Raw genomic sequence first — 15,063 nt, 5'->3', positions numbered from 1 at the left:
AAGATATGGCAGTAGGCAAGGAAATTAGAACACAAATTTCGAGTATTAAAAATACTCAAAAGATTACTTCGGCCATGGAAATGGTTGCTGCTTCTAAGATGAAGAAAGCGCAAGATAGAATGCTCGCTTCACGTCCGTATGCTGAAAAAATTCTTAATGTTATTGGACATCTGACTCATGCTAACTCTGAGTTTAAACATCCATATATGACCTCTTCAGAAGAGAAAAAGCGTGTAGGAATTATAGTTATTTCAAGTGATAGAGGGCTTTGTGGTGGTTTAAACACCAATTTATTTAGAAGCCTTTTAAAAGATATAGCTGCTTTGCAATCAGATAAAGTTGAGGTTGAGCTTTGTACGATTGGTAAAAAAGCAACTTCATTTTTTAAAAATACTGGACTTAAAATTAACTCTGTTCTTACTGATATTGGCGATAAGCCTCAATTTGATGATCTTTTAGGTACTATCAAAGTAATGCTTGATCGCTATGACTCAGGTGAGATTGATCAAATCATGATTGCTTATAATAAGTTTGCAAGTGCAATGACACAAGTCCCAACTGTCAAGCAAATTGTGCCAATGGAGGTTACTGATGAAACTAGTAAGGATCACCACTGGGACTATTTATATGAACCAGATGCGGAGAGCGCACTAAGCGCACTATTAGTTAGGTATATCGAAGCATTAGTTTATCAAGGAATTGTAGAAAACATTGCTTGTGAGCAATCTTCTAGAATGATAGCCATGCATAGCGCAACAGAAAATGCAGGTGATATGATTGATGAGCTACAATTAATTTATAACAAGGCAAGGCAGGCAGCTATTACTCAGGAAATATCTGAGATTGTAGCAGGCGCTGCTGCTGTTTAAAGATTTAAAAAAAGGAAAAGCAAATGAGTATAGGCAAAATTACACAAATTATTGGTGCGGTTATTGATGTCGAGTTTCCATCTGACTCAATACCTAAAATATATAACGCACTTCATGTTACTAAAGCAAACCTTACTTTAGAGGTTCAGCAACAACTTGGAGACAATGTTGTTAGAACAATTGCTATGGGAGGATCTGAAGGGCTTCAGCGAGGATTAGAAGTTACTGATAAAGGCAAGGCAATCACTGTGCCAGTTGGAACAAAAACTCTTGGACGAATCATGAATGTACTTGGGGAGCCAATTGATAACGCTGGCGAAATTGGTTCAGAGGCTGAATGGGAAATTCATCGCTCTGCTCCTGCATATGAAGAATTAGCCCCTGCTACAGAGTTGCTTGAAACAGGCATTAAGGTAATTGACTTAGTTTGCCCGTTTGCAAAAGGTGGTAAGGTCGGATTGTTTGGCGGTGCTGGTGTTGGAAAGACTGTAAACATGATGGAACTTATTCGTAACATTGCCATTGAGCACTCAGGTTATTCAGTATTTGCAGGTGTTGGTGAGCGAACTCGAGAAGGTAATGACTTCTATCATGAAATGAAAGACTCAAATGTACTCGATAAAGTATCACTAGTATATGGACAGATGAATGAGCCTCCAGGAAATAGGCTTCGTGTTGCTTTAACTGGACTTACTATGGCTGAATATTTCCGTGATGAGGGACGTGATGTTCTTTTATTTATTGATAATATTTACCGTTACACGCTTGCTGGAACTGAGGTTTCTGCTTTATTGGGACGTATGCCATCAGCGGTTGGTTACCAGCCAACACTTGCAGCTGAAATGGGAGCGTTACAAGAAAGAATTACGTCAACTAAAACTGGTTCTATCACTTCAATTCAAGCGGTATATGTTCCTGCGGATGACTTAACTGACCCATCTCCAGCGACAACATTTGCTCACCTAGATGCGACAGTAGTACTTTCGCGCCAAGTTGCAGAGCTTGGTATTTATCCTGCGGTAGATCCATTAGACTCAACTTCACGTCAGCTCGACCCACTAGTTGTTGGTCAAGAGCATTATGATGTGGCTCGTGGGGTTCAAGGCGTACTTCAGCGTTATAAAGAATTAAAAGACATTATTGCGATTCTAGGAATGGATGAACTATCCGAAGAAGACAAGCAAACTGTTTCTAGAGCTCGTAAGATTCAAAAATTCTTATCACAGCCTTTCTTTGTTGCAGAAGTATTTACCGGATCTCCTGGTAAGTATGTATCTTTGAAGGACACTATTTCTGGATTTAAAGCTATTCTTGATGGTGAGCATGATGCTATACCTGAGCAAGCTTTCTACATGACTGGCTCTATTGAAGAAGTTAAAATAAAGGCATCGGAGGCATCATAAATGGCAGTAATACACGTTGATGTAGTTTGCGCAACTGAGGAGATATACTCAGGTGAGGCAAAGTGTGTATTTGCGCCAGCTACAAACGGCGAGATTGGTGTGTACCCTATGCATGTTCCTTTAATAAGTACACTTAAACCTGGTGAAGTCAGAGTTGAAACTGAAAATGGTGTTGAATCTATTTTTGTTTCTGGCGGCATCATTGAGGTTCAGCCTGACACAGTTACAATATTTTCTGATACAGCTATTCGTGCAAATGATTTAGATGAGTCAAAAGCCCTCGAAGCGAAAAAGCGTGCTGAAGAAGCTATGTCTAGTTCGCAGACAGAACAAGATATTTCAACCACACAAGCAGCACTTGCTGAGTCAATGATGCAACTTCAAATGATCTCTAAGATGAGAGGGAAGAAGCGCTAATTTGATTTAAAGAGTACAGACTGAAAATTAACAATCTTATTGTTTGATACATGAACGCCTTCTTTTTGAAGGCGTTTTATTTTGATGCTGATATCATCGGCAAAGCCACCTAATTCGCCATTTGATTTAACAACTCGATGGCATGGCACGTTTGGTGCAAATGGGTTTTTATTCATTGCACTGCCAACTGCGCGATGTGCGTTGGGTCTTCCAATCATTTCCGCAAGACCTCCATATGAAATTACATTGCCAACAGGAATTTTTTTTAAAGCCTCATAACATTCTGATTGAAAGGATGTCATTTTAGAAAAGATTTTACTAAAGCATCATATTTATCTTGAGATTTTAACAAGAAGTTACATACCTCACGAACTGCTCCATTACCACCACTCTTCTCAGTAACCATAAGTGCATGATCTTTTACAGATTCTTGAGCATTTGCTACTGCAATTGGAAGAGCGACCCTGGTCATGACAGGTAAGTCAATGACGTCATCACCAACATAAGCTGACTCACTAGGATCGATTGAAAGTTTCTTTATTAGTTTTTCCAGAGCAATACTTTTATCAAGTATGCCATGGTAATAATGTTCAACTCCAAGCCCTTTAAGTCTATGAGCAACAGATTTTGTGCTTCTTGCTGTGATTACTGCAACTTCAATTCCTGATAATTGCAATAATTTAATACCAAGACCATCTTGTGAATCAAATTTTTTCTGTTCAACACCGTTGTCGTCAAAATATATCCCACCGTCAGTGAGAACTCCATCAACATCTACAATTAAGAGTTTAATTTTTTTAGCTATCTCACTTACTTTTTCATTTGAGTGCATGGGCTTATTTAACCATTAATTTTTTTATTGATGTACACTTGTTGAGCAATTGAAAGTACGTTATTGGTTACCCAGTACAATACTAAGCCTGAAGGGAACCAGAGGAAGAAAACTGTAAATACAACTGGCAGCATCATCATTATTTTTGCTTGTATTGGGTCCGCTGGAGGCGGATTAAGTCGCTGCTGAAACCACATAGATGCACCCATAATTAATGGCAGAATGAAATAAGGATCTTTCATCGCAAGGTCAGGTAAGTACAAGAATGGGGTCATTCTTAATTCAACCATTTCTATAAGAACCCAATAAACAGAAATAAATACTGGAATTTGAACTAAGATAGGAAGGCAGCCTGCAGCAGGATTTATTTTTTCAGTCCTATAAAGCTCCATCGTTTTCTTACCAATTTTTTGCTTATCACCTTCATAGGTTTCTTTAATTTTTTGAAGCCTTGGCGCTAATTTTTTCATTCCAGCCATTGAGCGGAATGATTTTTCAGAAAGCTTATAAAAAGCCAGCTTAATTGATAGCGTTAGAAGAACAATAGATATTGCCCAGTCACCAACAAAACTATAAATCCAATGAAGAAATATTGACAAAGGTTTGGCAACAATAAAAAGGAAGCCATAGTCTACAGTTTTGTCTAGGCCAGGGGCAAGCTCTTCAAGGCGCACATGCTCTTTAGGGCCAACATATAGCTGGTTTTTTTCAAGACTAGCTGTTGTTCCAGCAGCAACTCTTATTGTTGGATTCACTGTGGTTAATAGGTAGTTGCCTCTACTAGTTTTAGTTGAGTAAGTATGCTTTTGACTATCATTTGGTATCCACGCAGTAAAAAAGTAGTGCTGAATCATTGCGGCCCAGCCACCAATAGATGAAGTTTTTGGTGTAGAGTCAAAATCTTCAAAATCAATTTTCTCAAAAACTTCTTCATCGTTATAGGTTGCGCCGCCACTAAAGTTTTGCATACCCATTGCCATGCCGCTAGACTCAATTATTGCACCATGGGCTAACTGCGTATAACTGCTAACATTTTGATCAGTCAAGCTGTTATTTCGAATTTGGTAATCTACTTCGATGATATAACTATCAGGCTTAAAGTAGAAGTATTTAGTAACTTCAATGCCATTATCCCCCTTCCAAGAAAGTGGCACAATTAGCTCATTACTGTTTTGTAGAAAGTATTCTTGTCTTTCCGAAGTAAATTCAGATTGGTGCGTTGGCATTTGATCTGCAGGGATGAGACCACTTTGAGCGTGAAAAATACTCTCTGGAGAATTGCTAAGTAGTTCAAATGTTTGATCTGAGTATAATTCTGTTGGGTAGTCATTCAGAAACGCACTAATTATTGTTCCACCCTTATTTGAAATTTGTACTGTTAAAAGATCTGTTACAACCGTTGTGTATGCGCCGCTTATGTTGGAGTCCTCCATAACGGGAGTTGAAACTTCTGTATATGTGTTTTCTGCCACTGGAACCTCAGCAGCTAATGGGACGTCGTTCTCTGCAGATGGCGCATCAATTCCCACTATCGCAGTTTGCGTTACTATATTTCCATTTTCATCGATTGATTGTGTCAGTTCCCATTTATCCCAAAGAAGGAAAATTGTCAAAAAGATAGCAATGAAAAGAAATAATTTTTGAGTGTTCATAAATTTTTAATTGTTAATTGAATGAATTTTTTTTGGTACAGGATCATAACTTGCCTCTGACCATGGGTGGCACTTACTAATTCTTTTTGCCCCGAGAGTAACTCCTTTGACAGCTCCGTGATATTTGATAGCATCGAATGTATACTCTGAGCAGGTTGGAATGTGACGGCAGTTGCTTCCTAACAGAGGACTAACAATCCATTGGTATAATTTAATTAGAGGTAGAAGTAGAAATTTCATTTTGACTGCACTTGGCTCTTTACATTTTTCATAAGTGAAAGGAGGTCTTTAGTAATTTCAATATTATCAGTGCAAGCTGATTTTTTTACCATTATGACAAAGTCAATAGACTCAAAATCGTCCCGATTGTTTCTAAAAGTTTCGCGTGCTAAGCGCTTAAAAAGGTTTCGGTCTACTGCCCTTTTATATTGCTTTTTGGAAATCGCAAGACCAAGCCTTGAAAATGATTTACCAGAATCACTAGCTATGACCTTCCAGAATCTACTTTGAGTATGAAAGCCTTTTTTGAAAATGTGAGCGTAATCTTTGGAATCTGTAATACGCGCACCATGAGCGAGCGAGCTGGTCATGAGTTTAAGCAGCTAAACGTTTACGCCCTTTTTTCCTGCGAGCACTTAATATAGCACGCCCAGAACGAGTTTTCATTCTAGCTCTAAAGCCATGGTTACGTTTACGTTTTAGTACGCTTGGTTGAAAAGTTCTTTTCATAATGTATCTACCAATAAAAAAGTTTGCAATTTTACCATACTTGGATTAGTTCGGTATGCATGTTAAACGAGAGTTTATATGACAATACTGCTTTAATAAAGCCCAATCTGGATCAAGATGTGGATAATAAGGGCTAAATTATGAATTTACTTTTCGAGCAAATCACTATATAACTCAATGTATGGTTGAAAAAGTGTTTTTTGCCCACAAGTAATGAGCAATATAGGTTCTTTTGATGTTTATAAGAATCTCGTAATAGTTAGCTTGAAATACATGTATTAATTTGATGAGGCTTTATGACTAATAATATTCTTGATGTACTCACCTTTATGTTTGATTTCCTATTTGAGTCTGCTGAGCAAGACTCTTCTCAAGAGTTGGATGATGATCTTTTAAAGACGCATCTTTCAGAGGCTGGCTTTGATGCTGACCGGATTGAGAAGGCTTTAGTTTGGCTTGAAAATATTGCAGCACTTCAAGATGGAAAGATAGCTAGTTTTGATACTTTGCATAATTCTATGCGAATTTATAGTGAGTATGAAAAAACCAAATTAGATTCTAGGGCCAGAGGCTTCATAATGTTTATGGAGAATATGGGTCAGCTTAATGCCAGTCAACGTGAAATAGTAATTGATCAGGTTATGTCTCTAGAGGACTCAAAATTGAGTATTGATGACTTGAAATGGGTAGTTATGATGGTCATCGGAAATAGCACTGAATCATCTGTGCCATCGCAATGGATAGAGTCTATTGTGTTTTTTGATGATAACCCTACCCTGCAGTAGGAACCTTTATGTCTAAGAATCTTGTTATTGTCGAATCTCCGGCGAAAGCAAAAACTATTGAAAAGTTTTTGGGGCCAGATTATGTTGTAAAGTCGAGTATAGGCCACATCAGGGATATGCCCAAGAAAGATATGGGCGTTGACATTGAGAATAACTTTCAACCAACATACGCTATCAGTGCGGATAAAAAGAAAGTGGTTGCTGACCTTAAAAAATCAGTCAAGACCGCAACGAAAATCTTTCTAGCTACTGATGAAGATCGTGAGGGCGAGGCTATTGCTTGGCATTTACAGCAAGCGCTATCGCTTGCAGAAGATACACCGAGGATAGTCTTTCATGAGATAACTAAAGGCGCCATTACGGATGCTATTAATAACCCAAGAACAATTGATACTGACCTTGTAAATGCTCAGCAAGCTAGGCGTATTATTGACAGGCTAGTGGGTTTTGAAATTTCTCCAGTATTGTGGCGTAAGATTTCAGGAGCTCGATCAGCTGGCAGGGTTCAATCACCAGTTGTAAGAATAGTTGTTGAAAGAGAGAGAGAAATTTCTGCTCATAATCCTACAAGCTCTCATAAAGTTAAAGCTAATTTAGCAAATAGTTCTAATCAGTCTCTAGAGGTTAAGCTTAACGTAGACTTTAAATCTAAAGAAGAGGCACTTTCTTTTGCTGAAAGTGTTTTATTGGCCGAACTAAAAGTTAGTTCAGTTGAGACTAAGCCCTCTAAGAGGTCACCTAAAGCTCCATTTATTACCTCTACGCTGCAGCAAGAAGCCTCTCAAAAACTAGGTTTTTCTGTCAAACAGACCATGTCGATTGCTCAAAATTTATATCGAGAAGGTGCTATTACTTACATGAGAACAGATTCACTCAATTTGTCTGAACTAGCTATAACAGCTGCTCAAGAGGTAATTGTTTCAAAGTTTGGTTCTGAGTTTCATCAAACAAGAAGATATAAGACAAATTCTTCAGGTGCTCAGGAGGCGCATGAAGCCATAAGGCCTACAGACCTTACTAAGCCATCTATATTAGGTTTAGATGATCAATCTACTAAACTGTATTCGTTAATTTACAAGAGAACCTTGGCTTCTCAGATGAGCGATGCACAACTTCAAAAAACTAAAATTAATATCAATATTTCAAACCGTAGTGAGCATTTTATTGCTGATGGAGAGGTTTTATCTTTTGCTGGATTCCTCGAGGTTTATGACTATATGGCGGCTGAAGATAAGCTTCTTCCTGAAGTTAGTAAAGGTGATTTGCTAACCCTAGTCGACTTAGCTTCAAAGGAGTCTTTTTCAAGAGCAAAGCCAAGATATACAGAAGCTTCATTGGTTAAAGAAATTGAGCAAATGGGTATTGGAAGGCCTTCAACATTCGCAACAATGATTACAACTGTTCAAGATAGAAACTATGTTGTGAAAGAAACCAGAGAAGGAGTTCAGCGTGATTATCAGTTGATAGAAATTGAAGATGGCGTTATTTCAGAGTCTATCCAAGCTGAAACTACTGGCGCTGAAAAAAATAAATTATTCCCAACAAATGTTGCCTATCTTTTGGTTGATTTTCTAGTCAAAAATTTTAGCAACATTATTGGATATGAATTTACTGCAAACCTTGAAAGTGATTTTGATTTAATTGCTGAAGAGTCAAAGCCTTGGGCAGGCGTTATTCGCGATTTTTATGAGCCTTTTCATGCGCAGATTGAGCTTGCTAAAGATATTTCGCGAGACGAGACTCATGGTAAGAGAGATCTTGGTGAGGACCCTGTCTCTGGAAAACCTGTCAGTGTTCGTTTTGGACGCTATGGCGCTTTTGCTCAGATTGGACATCAAGACGATGAAGAAAAACCAACTTTCTCGTCATTAAGAACTGGCCAAGATATAGAGAATATTACACTTGCTGAAGCCATTGAGCTTTTTAAAATGCCAAGAACAGTGGGTGAGACAATTGATGGTGAAACAATTAAGGCAAATTATGGGCGTTTTGGCCCATACATTCAATACGGTAAAAAATATGTTTCTTTAAAGGAAACCTCACCAGAGGAGGTAACCTTAGAAGAAGCTCTTGAGCTAATTATTGTTAAGGAAAAGCTTGATGCTGAACGAATTATTAAGGTCTTTGAAGATTCTGATATTCAAGTTTTAAATGGACGCTTTGGGCCGTATGTTTGGAATGGTAAAAAGCGCGGCAAAGGTCAAAAAAATGTTACAGTTCAAAAAGTGTTTGGTGATAAGGCTCCTATTGACCTAACTCTAGAAGAGTGTAAAAAAGCAATAGATGGAAAAATTAAAGCCAAAGCAAAGGCAAAAAAAGCTAAAAAGAAGACTACTGCTAAGAAAAAAGCCTCAAGCTAAATCTTAAGCTTTCTTAGCTATTTGCATTTAATACTAGGTAACGCTATGAAAAAATTTGCACTTGAAAAAGCTAATGGTAATTCAGATGACCAAAGTTAAGATTTGTGGGTTCACTAATGCTGAAAATGCAAGAGACGCGGCTATAGCTGGTGTTGATGCAATTGGTTTGGTCTTTTATAATAAGTCACCGCGTAATGTTGATATTCAAAGAGCACGAGAAATAGTCTCAGCTCTCCCACCATTTGTAAATCGAGTGGGACTTTTTGTCAATGCAAATCCAAGCTTCATTGATGAGGTTTTATGTGAGGTCCCTCTGGACACTTTACAATTTCATGGAGACGAGGTAGCAGGAGATTGTACTCAATATCAAATGCCTTTTATAAAATCCTTGAGAGTAACTCCCAAGACCAATGTAGTTCAATTAGCTGATAATTTTTCAGAAGCAAGCGCACTTCTTCTCGATTCACATAACCCTAATAGTTATGGAGGCACTGGAGAGGTTTTTGACTGGATGCTGGCCCGAGTCAATATAGATTTACCAATTATTCTTGCTGGTGGTCTTAATTCAGAAAATATCTCAGATGCAATTAGTCAAGTAAATCCATATGCAGTTGATGCCTCAAGTGGAGTGGAAAGTGCACCAGGGGTTAAAGATATTGATAAAATATTAGCTTTTATCCGAAGTGTACATTCATGAGCTATAACCTACCAGATGATAAAGGTCATTTTGATCAATATGGAGGAGTCTTTGTAGCAGAGACCCTAATGACTGCTGTCACTGAGCTAAAAGATGCTTATGATAAATATAAAGACGATCCTGACTTTTTAAAAGAGTTTGAGGATGATCTAAAGCATTATGTGGGACGTGAAACTCCACTTTATCATGCAAAAAACCTATCCAAGAAGCTTGGCGGTGCTCAAATTTATTTGAAACGCGAAGACTTAAATCACACTGGTGCTCATAAGATCAACAATACTATAGGGCAAGCTTTACTTGCTCAGAGAATGGGCAAAACAAGAATTATTGCTGAAACAGGAGCTGGACAGCATGGCGTTGCATCGGCAACTATTGCTGCAAGACTTGGCCTTGAATGTGTTGTGTATATGGGCGAAGTTGATGTTGTTAGGCAGGCGCAGAATGTTTACCGTATGAAGTTACTTGGGGCAACAGTTGTGCCAGTTTCTTCAGGCTCTAAAACACTGAAAGATGCCCTGAATGAAGCAATGCGTGATTGGGTAACTAATATTGATAATACTTATTATATTATTGGAACAGTCGCTGGCCCTCATCCCTACCCTATGATGGTGAGAGACTTTCAAAGTGTTATTGGTAAAGAGGCGAAAGAGCAATTTAATGAGCAAGTGGGTGGTCTACCAGATGCAATAATTGCATGTGTTGGAGGAGGCTCAAATGCAATTGGGCTTTTTTATCCATTTATTGAAGATACATCAGTAAAAATTATTGGTGTTGAGGCGGGCGGACGTGGAATTGAATTAGGTCCAGATGCTCATGCAGCTCCGCTTACTGCTGGAAGTGTCGGTGTGCTGCATGGTAATAGAACATATTTGATGGAAAATGAAGATGGCCAAATTATAGAGGGTCACTCCATTTCAGCTGGACTTGATTATCCAGGTGTTGGTCCAGAACATGCCTATCTGAAAGATATTGGAAGAGCAGAGTATGTTGCAATAACAGACAAAGAGGCTTTAGAGGCCTTCCATCTTCTTACAGAGGTTGAAGGTATTATTCCAGCGCTTGAACCATCTCATGCTATAGCGTATGCGGTTAAACTCGCAAAACAATGGTCTAGTGATAAAACGATTATTATTAACCTCTCAGGTAGAGGTGATAAAGACATGCAGACTATTGCTGAGGTTGAGGGACGTGAGCTCTAAGAGCGAGTTAAAGTATTAAGCCCTAATCCTATAAAAATCTCTTATACTATTGATTATATAAATTATAGTTTAGTAGGTTATGCAAGAAAATCAACAGATTGATAAAGGGCGTTCAGTCATATTTTCCGTTTACCTAGTTGCAGTTTTTCTTAATGCATTTGTCGACCTAGGCCATAAGATCATAATTCAAAACACAATCTTTATGATATATGGTGAGCAGCAGCAAATTATTTTAACTGCTGTTGTAAATGCAATGATTTTAGTACCATTTATCATGTTATTTACATTGTCAGGCTACCTTTCTGATAAATTTGCAAAGACAAGTATCATGCGCTATAGCGCATTTTCTGCCGTCTTAATTACCTTAGCAATTACCTATTGTTATTACAACGGTTTATACCAAGTTGCATTTGGCTTTACCTTGCTTCTTGCGACTCAGAGTGCAATATATTCTCCTGCGAAAATGGGTTACATTAAAGAGTGCCTTAGTAAGGCAGGCCTTAGTAGGGGTAATGCCTTTCACTCTTCAGTGGTATTAATAGCAATTTTGATGGGTACGGTTTTTTTCTCATACTTATTCGAAGCTTATCTGGGAACAATGCAAGCAACTACCCCTGAAGAAATATTAATGAAAATAGCGCCAGTAGGCTGGGTTCTTGTTGGGCTTTCATTGGTTGAGTTTTTAGCAACACTTGGAACACGCCTCTATCCAACAAAGTTAAGCCAGGCTAAATTTTCTATAAAGAAATTTGTTTCTTTTCATTACTTAATGACTAACTTTAAAGCCATGAGGAGTAATGAAATTGTTTGGTATTCTATTTTAGGGACAGCAATCTTTTGGGGCATGTCACAAAACTTAGTGGCAGTTATACCAGCTCATGCAAAAGCTAATTTTGGCGTCGAAAGCCCTCTTGTTGTGAATGCGATGTTAGCCTCTTCTGTATTTGGAATTATGATTGGCGCTTTTTTATCTGGCAGAAAAAGTCTCAATTTCATACGTATTAATAATATCTATACCGGCTCAATAATGATTACAGTTTGTTCAATTCTAATCCCTGTAATTTCGAGCCTAAGTTTTATTCCAGATTCTACTGCCTTAATTTTAGTAACTGCCGTCATTCTTATGTTTGGTGTTGGTGCAGGAATGATGATTATCCCTCTCAATGCACTTATGCAAGCGAACTCTCCTGAAGACGGTCTTGGAAGCATGCTAGCGGGTAAAAACTGGCTTCAAAATATTGCTATGATTACCCTTTTGATTTTTACAATGATTCTTGCAAACCTAAATTTTGGAAGTGAGTTTATACTTTACTTTAACGCATTTATTGCGGTAGCAGGGTTTAGTGTTGTTCTTAAAAAACTGAAAATTATTCTTTAGTCATGAGGCAAATTGTAGGCCTCTTATTGTTTGGGTGGCGATATCGACTAAAGGTAACTGGTTTAGATAATTTACCTAAAACTGGACCTGTTCTTCTTTTAGGTAACCACATTAGCTGGATAGATTTTGCTTTAATTCAGTGGGCAACACCAAGGACGATTCGATTTGTTGTTCACGATGATTACTATCGTAAGCCAATATTTAATTGGATTCTAAGGGGTGTTGGTGCGGTATCAATAAGGCCTGAAAATAGTCGTAATGCAATGCAAAATATTATCAACTTGCTAAATGATGATTGCGTTGTTGGAATATTTCCTGAAGGTCATATTTCCACCACAGGGGAATTGAGTGACTTGAAAAGGGGCTTTGAAAAAATATTAGCTGAATGCAAAGATAATGTAGTTGTGGTTCCTTTTGCAATAAATAATATGTGGGGTAGTTTCTTTTCAAAAGCTCCAAAATTAATTAAAAATAAAAAGAAATTTAACCTACGAAGGAGTGTCAATGTCAATATTGGAAAGCCTCTCACTTCTGAAACAAACAGAAATGCAGTAAAGTCATCTATTGGCAAGTTGCTTTTTTAGTGATAAGATTCTATTTATTATTTCAACTAAATATTAAAAGGCTTTAAATGAAAAAAATTATAGTAGTTGGCGCAACTGGAAAACTTGGTAGAGTAGTAGTTGAAGGTTTACGGAAAGACTATGAAGTTATAAGAGCTGGAAGGTCTGGACCAGATTTAAAGATCGACGCTTTTGATTTTGAAAGTGTTAGTGATGTTTTAGCTTCTGTTGGTCCATTTGACGGGTTGGTATCTTGTATCGGAGGCACTCCTTTTAAGACTTTTGAAGAGCTTACAATGGATGACTTTGCAGCTGGCCTTTCTACTAAATGCTTTAGTCAATTAAATTTAGCAAAAGCAGCCATACCTTTTCTCAGTGAAAATGGATCCATCACCCTAACAAGTGGAATTATTGGTGATGAGCCAATTATTGCCGGTTCATGCGCCGCTGCAGCAAATGGCGCCCTTAATATGTGCGTTTCAACATTGGCAGCCGAGTATGCTGGAAAATTAAGAATAAATGTAGTCTCACCATCTATTATTGAAAACTCAGTTGACCACTATGGAATGCTTTTTGATGGCTTTGAGCCAACTTCGAATGAAAGCATTATTCATGCGTATCGTCGAACTATCTCAGCACCAATTACTGGCCGAGTAATGAGCTTAACCAGAGCGCTTTAGGTTCACCTGAAAAGCAGTATTAAAATTTATCTCCAACTGCGCGGTTTATGCCTTCTGGTTTTGGTAGTTTTTTGTGTGCTTCATAAACTAATCCCATTCGCTTCAAGACCAAATCATTTGGCATGCTTGCACCCCGTGTTTTAAGATCGACATGAATGAGCATATGCTCAGCAGTTGCTAATAGTCTGCCGTCCTTATGATTGAGCCAATGAAATAAGTGAAGTTTTTTATTTTCTCCAAAGATAACCTGGGTTTTGGCTTTTATACTTTCTCCAATTTGAACCTCATCCAAGTGGCGAATATGAGTTTCAACTGTAAAATAAGATCCTATGTTTAAAATGTATTCTTCGTCTGCGCCGATAATAGACATCATCTCTGTGGTTGCTTCTGAAAAGCATTCAAGATAACGCGCTTCTGTCATATGACCATTATAGTCAGCCCACTCTTTTGGTACTTTGGAAACATAGGTGAGTATGGGGCTTGATAAATTTAGCTCTGAAAATTCTATTTTATTAATTGACCCTGACAAACTTTCATCAAATTCTTTGAGAGAGTTTCCAGCACCCCACTGATTGTCTTTTAAAACTTTTAAAAAATCAACCAAGTTATCATCGCGTTTTTCCATTAGCTCGTCAATACTAAATTGCCCCGATTGGTGATCAGATTGACTGGATACCTTTTCTATTAATTTATCTGTAAATTCAGGAACATCCATTAGGTGCGTCCAGGGCCATTCAAGGCAAGGCCCAAACTGTGATATGAAGTGACGCATGCCAGCTTCACCACCTGCTAATCTATAGGTTTCAAATAGTCCCATTTGTGCCCATCGAAGGCCAAAGCCATAGCGAATTGCATCATCAATTTCTTCAGTTGTTGCTATGTCATCATTTACTAGCCATAAGGCTTCTCGCCATACTGACTCAAGAAGTCTATCTGCAATAAAAGCAGGAATTTCTTTTTTGATATGAAGTGGGAACATACCAATATTGGTAAATTTTTTACTAGTTTCCTCGATGACATTTTTGGATGTTCTAGAACCGCCAACAATTTCAACTAATGGCAAAAGGTAGACTGGGTTAAATGGATGGGCAACTAGAAGCCTTTCAGGGTGTTTCATTTTTGCTTGTAAATCTGAAGGAAGAATGCCAGAAGTTGACGATGCTATGACTAGATTTTTGTCTGCGCTTGACTCAATTTCCTCATAGGCCGACTGCTTAATTGAAAGCCTTTCTGGAACAGCTTCAATAATTAACTCACAAGATTTTGCAACTTCTGAAATTGAGGCAGAAAATAATAGCTTGCCCTTTTTAGGTAGATTGGAGGTGAGCAATTTGTTATATGCTCGCTCGGCATTATCAATAACTTTATTGACATATTTTGGTGCTTCTTTGGAGGGGTCATAGACAAAAACATCAATACCGTTGAGTAATAATCTAGCTACCCATCCACTTCCAATAACGCCTGCACCAATAACTCCTGCCGCCTTGATACTTTTCATA

General features: G+C 38.0%; 17 protein-coding genes. 10 read left to right on the top strand and 7 right to left on the bottom strand.

Annotation, left to right across the window (positions count from 1 at the left end):
* Positions 1–5: 5 nt before the first annotated feature.
* Genes atpG through ABXT69_RS08560 form a run of 3 tightly spaced genes read left to right on the top strand, consistent with a single transcriptional unit; the run spans position 6 to position 2,689 of the window.
* A complete protein-coding gene (gene atpG, locus ABXT69_RS08570) occupies positions 6–869 on the top strand; it encodes a F0F1 ATP synthase subunit gamma (RefSeq protein ID WP_416677977.1) in 864 nt (287 codons plus the stop codon).
* Between the two features lie 23 nt (positions 870–892).
* Positions 893–2,272, top strand: coding sequence for a F0F1 ATP synthase subunit beta (gene atpD, locus ABXT69_RS08565; RefSeq protein ID WP_416651954.1), 1,380 nt, complete (start codon positions 893–895; stop codon positions 2,270–2,272).
* Positions 2,273–2,689: a F0F1 ATP synthase subunit epsilon gene (locus tag ABXT69_RS08560; protein WP_416677975.1), complete on the top strand. Its 417-nt coding sequence runs from the start codon at positions 2,273–2,275 to the stop codon at positions 2,687–2,689.
* Here the strand turns inward: ABXT69_RS08560 and ABXT69_RS08555 are convergent.
* From ABXT69_RS08555 to rpmH, 6 genes are read right to left on the bottom strand one after another with little or no spacing between them, the layout of a single operon-like run.
* Positions 2,686–2,991, bottom strand: coding sequence for an MGMT family protein (locus ABXT69_RS08555; RefSeq protein ID WP_416677973.1), 306 nt, complete (start codon positions 2,989–2,991; stop codon positions 2,686–2,688). The genes ABXT69_RS08560 and ABXT69_RS08555 overlap by 4 nt on opposite strands.
* Entirely contained in the window at positions 2,988–3,521 is a 534-nt protein-coding gene (locus tag ABXT69_RS08550; RefSeq protein WP_416677971.1) for a KdsC family phosphatase, read from the bottom strand. The genes ABXT69_RS08555 and ABXT69_RS08550 overlap by 4 nt, the downstream gene beginning before the upstream one ends.
* 8 nt (positions 3,522–3,529) lie before the next feature.
* Entirely contained in the window at positions 3,530–5,173 is a 1,644-nt protein-coding gene (gene yidC, locus ABXT69_RS08545) for a membrane protein insertase YidC (RefSeq protein ID WP_416677969.1), read from the bottom strand.
* 6 nt (positions 5,174–5,179) lie between these two features.
* The gene (yidD, locus tag ABXT69_RS08540) at positions 5,180–5,413 is read right to left on the bottom strand and encodes a membrane protein insertion efficiency factor YidD (RefSeq protein WP_416651945.1); all 234 of its coding nucleotides are present in this window, start codon (positions 5,411–5,413) and stop codon (positions 5,180–5,182) included.
* A complete protein-coding gene (gene rnpA, locus ABXT69_RS08535) occupies positions 5,410–5,763 on the bottom strand; it encodes a ribonuclease P protein component (RefSeq protein ID WP_416677967.1) in 354 nt (117 codons plus the stop codon). Before rnpA ends, yidD begins: the two co-directional genes overlap by 4 nt.
* 4 nt (positions 5,764–5,767) lie before the next feature.
* A complete protein-coding gene (rpmH, locus tag ABXT69_RS08530; protein WP_082344989.1) occupies positions 5,768–5,902 on the bottom strand; it encodes a 50S ribosomal protein L34 in 135 nt (44 codons plus the stop codon).
* 296 nt (positions 5,903–6,198) lie between these two features.
* On the opposite strand from rpmH, the gene ABXT69_RS08525 reads away from it, so the two are divergent.
* The 7 genes from ABXT69_RS08525 to ABXT69_RS08495 all read left to right on the top strand — a co-directional run bounded on the left by ABXT69_RS08525 (position 6,199) and on the right by ABXT69_RS08495 (position 13,564).
* Positions 6,199–6,687: a DUF494 family protein gene (locus ABXT69_RS08525; protein WP_416677965.1), complete on the top strand. Its 489-nt coding sequence runs from the start codon at positions 6,199–6,201 to the stop codon at positions 6,685–6,687.
* Positions 6,688–6,695: 8 nt separating this feature from the next.
* Positions 6,696–9,047, top strand: a complete 2,352-nt coding sequence (gene topA, locus ABXT69_RS08520) for a type I DNA topoisomerase (protein WP_416677963.1) — start codon at positions 6,696–6,698, stop codon at positions 9,045–9,047.
* 73 nt (positions 9,048–9,120) lie between these two features.
* Positions 9,121–9,744, top strand: coding sequence for a phosphoribosylanthranilate isomerase (locus ABXT69_RS08515; protein ID WP_416677961.1), 624 nt, complete (start codon positions 9,121–9,123; stop codon positions 9,742–9,744).
* Entirely contained in the window at positions 9,741–10,943 is a 1,203-nt protein-coding gene (gene trpB, locus ABXT69_RS08510; RefSeq protein WP_416677959.1) for a tryptophan synthase subunit beta, read from the top strand. The genes ABXT69_RS08515 and trpB overlap by 4 nt, the downstream gene beginning before the upstream one ends.
* Before the next feature lie 79 nt (positions 10,944–11,022).
* A complete protein-coding gene (locus tag ABXT69_RS08505; protein WP_416677957.1) occupies positions 11,023–12,321 on the top strand; it encodes an MFS transporter in 1,299 nt (432 codons plus the stop codon).
* 2 nt (positions 12,322–12,323) lie between these two features.
* On the top strand, positions 12,324–12,905 hold the full coding sequence (locus ABXT69_RS08500; RefSeq protein WP_416677956.1) for a 1-acyl-sn-glycerol-3-phosphate acyltransferase: 582 nt from the start codon (positions 12,324–12,326) through the stop codon (positions 12,903–12,905).
* 47 nt (positions 12,906–12,952) lie between these two features.
* On the top strand, positions 12,953–13,564 hold the full coding sequence (locus ABXT69_RS08495) for a short chain dehydrogenase (RefSeq protein WP_416677954.1): 612 nt from the start codon (positions 12,953–12,955) through the stop codon (positions 13,562–13,564).
* Positions 13,565–13,583: 19 nt separating this feature from the next.
* On the opposite strand, the gene ABXT69_RS08490 is transcribed toward ABXT69_RS08495, so the two are convergent.
* On the bottom strand, positions 13,584–15,062 hold the full coding sequence (locus tag ABXT69_RS08490) for a carnitine 3-dehydrogenase (RefSeq protein WP_416677953.1): 1,479 nt from the start codon (positions 15,060–15,062) through the stop codon (positions 13,584–13,586).
* Position 15,063: the final 1 nt, after the last annotated feature.

Origin of the sequence: Candidatus Pseudothioglobus sp. Uisw_016 (assembly GCF_048087635.1) — a bacterium.
Lineage (GTDB): Bacteria > Pseudomonadota > Gammaproteobacteria > PS1 > Pseudothioglobaceae > Pseudothioglobus.
The sequence above is the reverse complement of the archived record's forward strand: the minus strand, read 5'-3'. Positions and strand labels throughout refer to the sequence as shown.

Bases quoted from the DNA above. Each gene is read 5' to 3' on its own strand.
- yidC (WP_416677969.1), bottom strand. From the start codon at position 5,173: ATGAACACTCAAAAATTATTTCTTTTCATTGCTATCTTTTTGACAATT.
- trpB (WP_416677959.1), top strand. From the start codon at position 9,741: ATGAGCTATAACCTACCAGATGATAAAGGTCATTTTGATCAATATGGA.
- ABXT69_RS08500 (WP_416677956.1), top strand. From the start codon at position 12,324: ATGAGGCAAATTGTAGGCCTCTTATTGTTTGGGTGGCGATATCGACTA.
- ABXT69_RS08555 (WP_416677973.1), bottom strand. From the start codon at position 2,991: ATGACATCCTTTCAATCAGAATGTTATGAGGCTTTAAAAAAAATTCCT.
- rpmH (WP_082344989.1), bottom strand. From the start codon at position 5,902: ATGAAAAGAACTTTTCAACCAAGCGTACTAAAACGTAAACGTAACCAT.
- ABXT69_RS08525 (WP_416677965.1), top strand. From the start codon at position 6,199: ATGACTAATAATATTCTTGATGTACTCACCTTTATGTTTGATTTCCTA.
- ABXT69_RS08490 (WP_416677953.1), bottom strand. From the start codon at position 15,062: ATGAAAAGTATCAAGGCGGCAGGAGTTATTGGTGCAGGCGTTATTGGA.
- ABXT69_RS08550 (WP_416677971.1), bottom strand. From the start codon at position 3,521: ATGCACTCAAATGAAAAAGTAAGTGAGATAGCTAAAAAAATTAAACTC.
- ABXT69_RS08505 (WP_416677957.1), top strand. From the start codon at position 11,023: ATGCAAGAAAATCAACAGATTGATAAAGGGCGTTCAGTCATATTTTCC.
- atpG (WP_416677977.1), top strand. From the start codon at position 6: ATGGCAGTAGGCAAGGAAATTAGAACACAAATTTCGAGTATTAAAAAT.
- ABXT69_RS08560 (WP_416677975.1), top strand. From the start codon at position 2,273: ATGGCAGTAATACACGTTGATGTAGTTTGCGCAACTGAGGAGATATAC.
- ABXT69_RS08495 (WP_416677954.1), top strand. From the start codon at position 12,953: ATGAAAAAAATTATAGTAGTTGGCGCAACTGGAAAACTTGGTAGAGTA.
- rnpA (WP_416677967.1), bottom strand. From the start codon at position 5,763: ATGACCAGCTCGCTCGCTCATGGTGCGCGTATTACAGATTCCAAAGAT.
- topA (WP_416677963.1), top strand. From the start codon at position 6,696: ATGTCTAAGAATCTTGTTATTGTCGAATCTCCGGCGAAAGCAAAAACT.
- yidD (WP_416651945.1), bottom strand. From the start codon at position 5,413: ATGAAATTTCTACTTCTACCTCTAATTAAATTATACCAATGGATTGTT.
- ABXT69_RS08515 (WP_416677961.1), top strand. From the start codon at position 9,121: ATGGTAATTCAGATGACCAAAGTTAAGATTTGTGGGTTCACTAATGCT.
- atpD (WP_416651954.1), top strand. From the start codon at position 893: ATGAGTATAGGCAAAATTACACAAATTATTGGTGCGGTTATTGATGTC.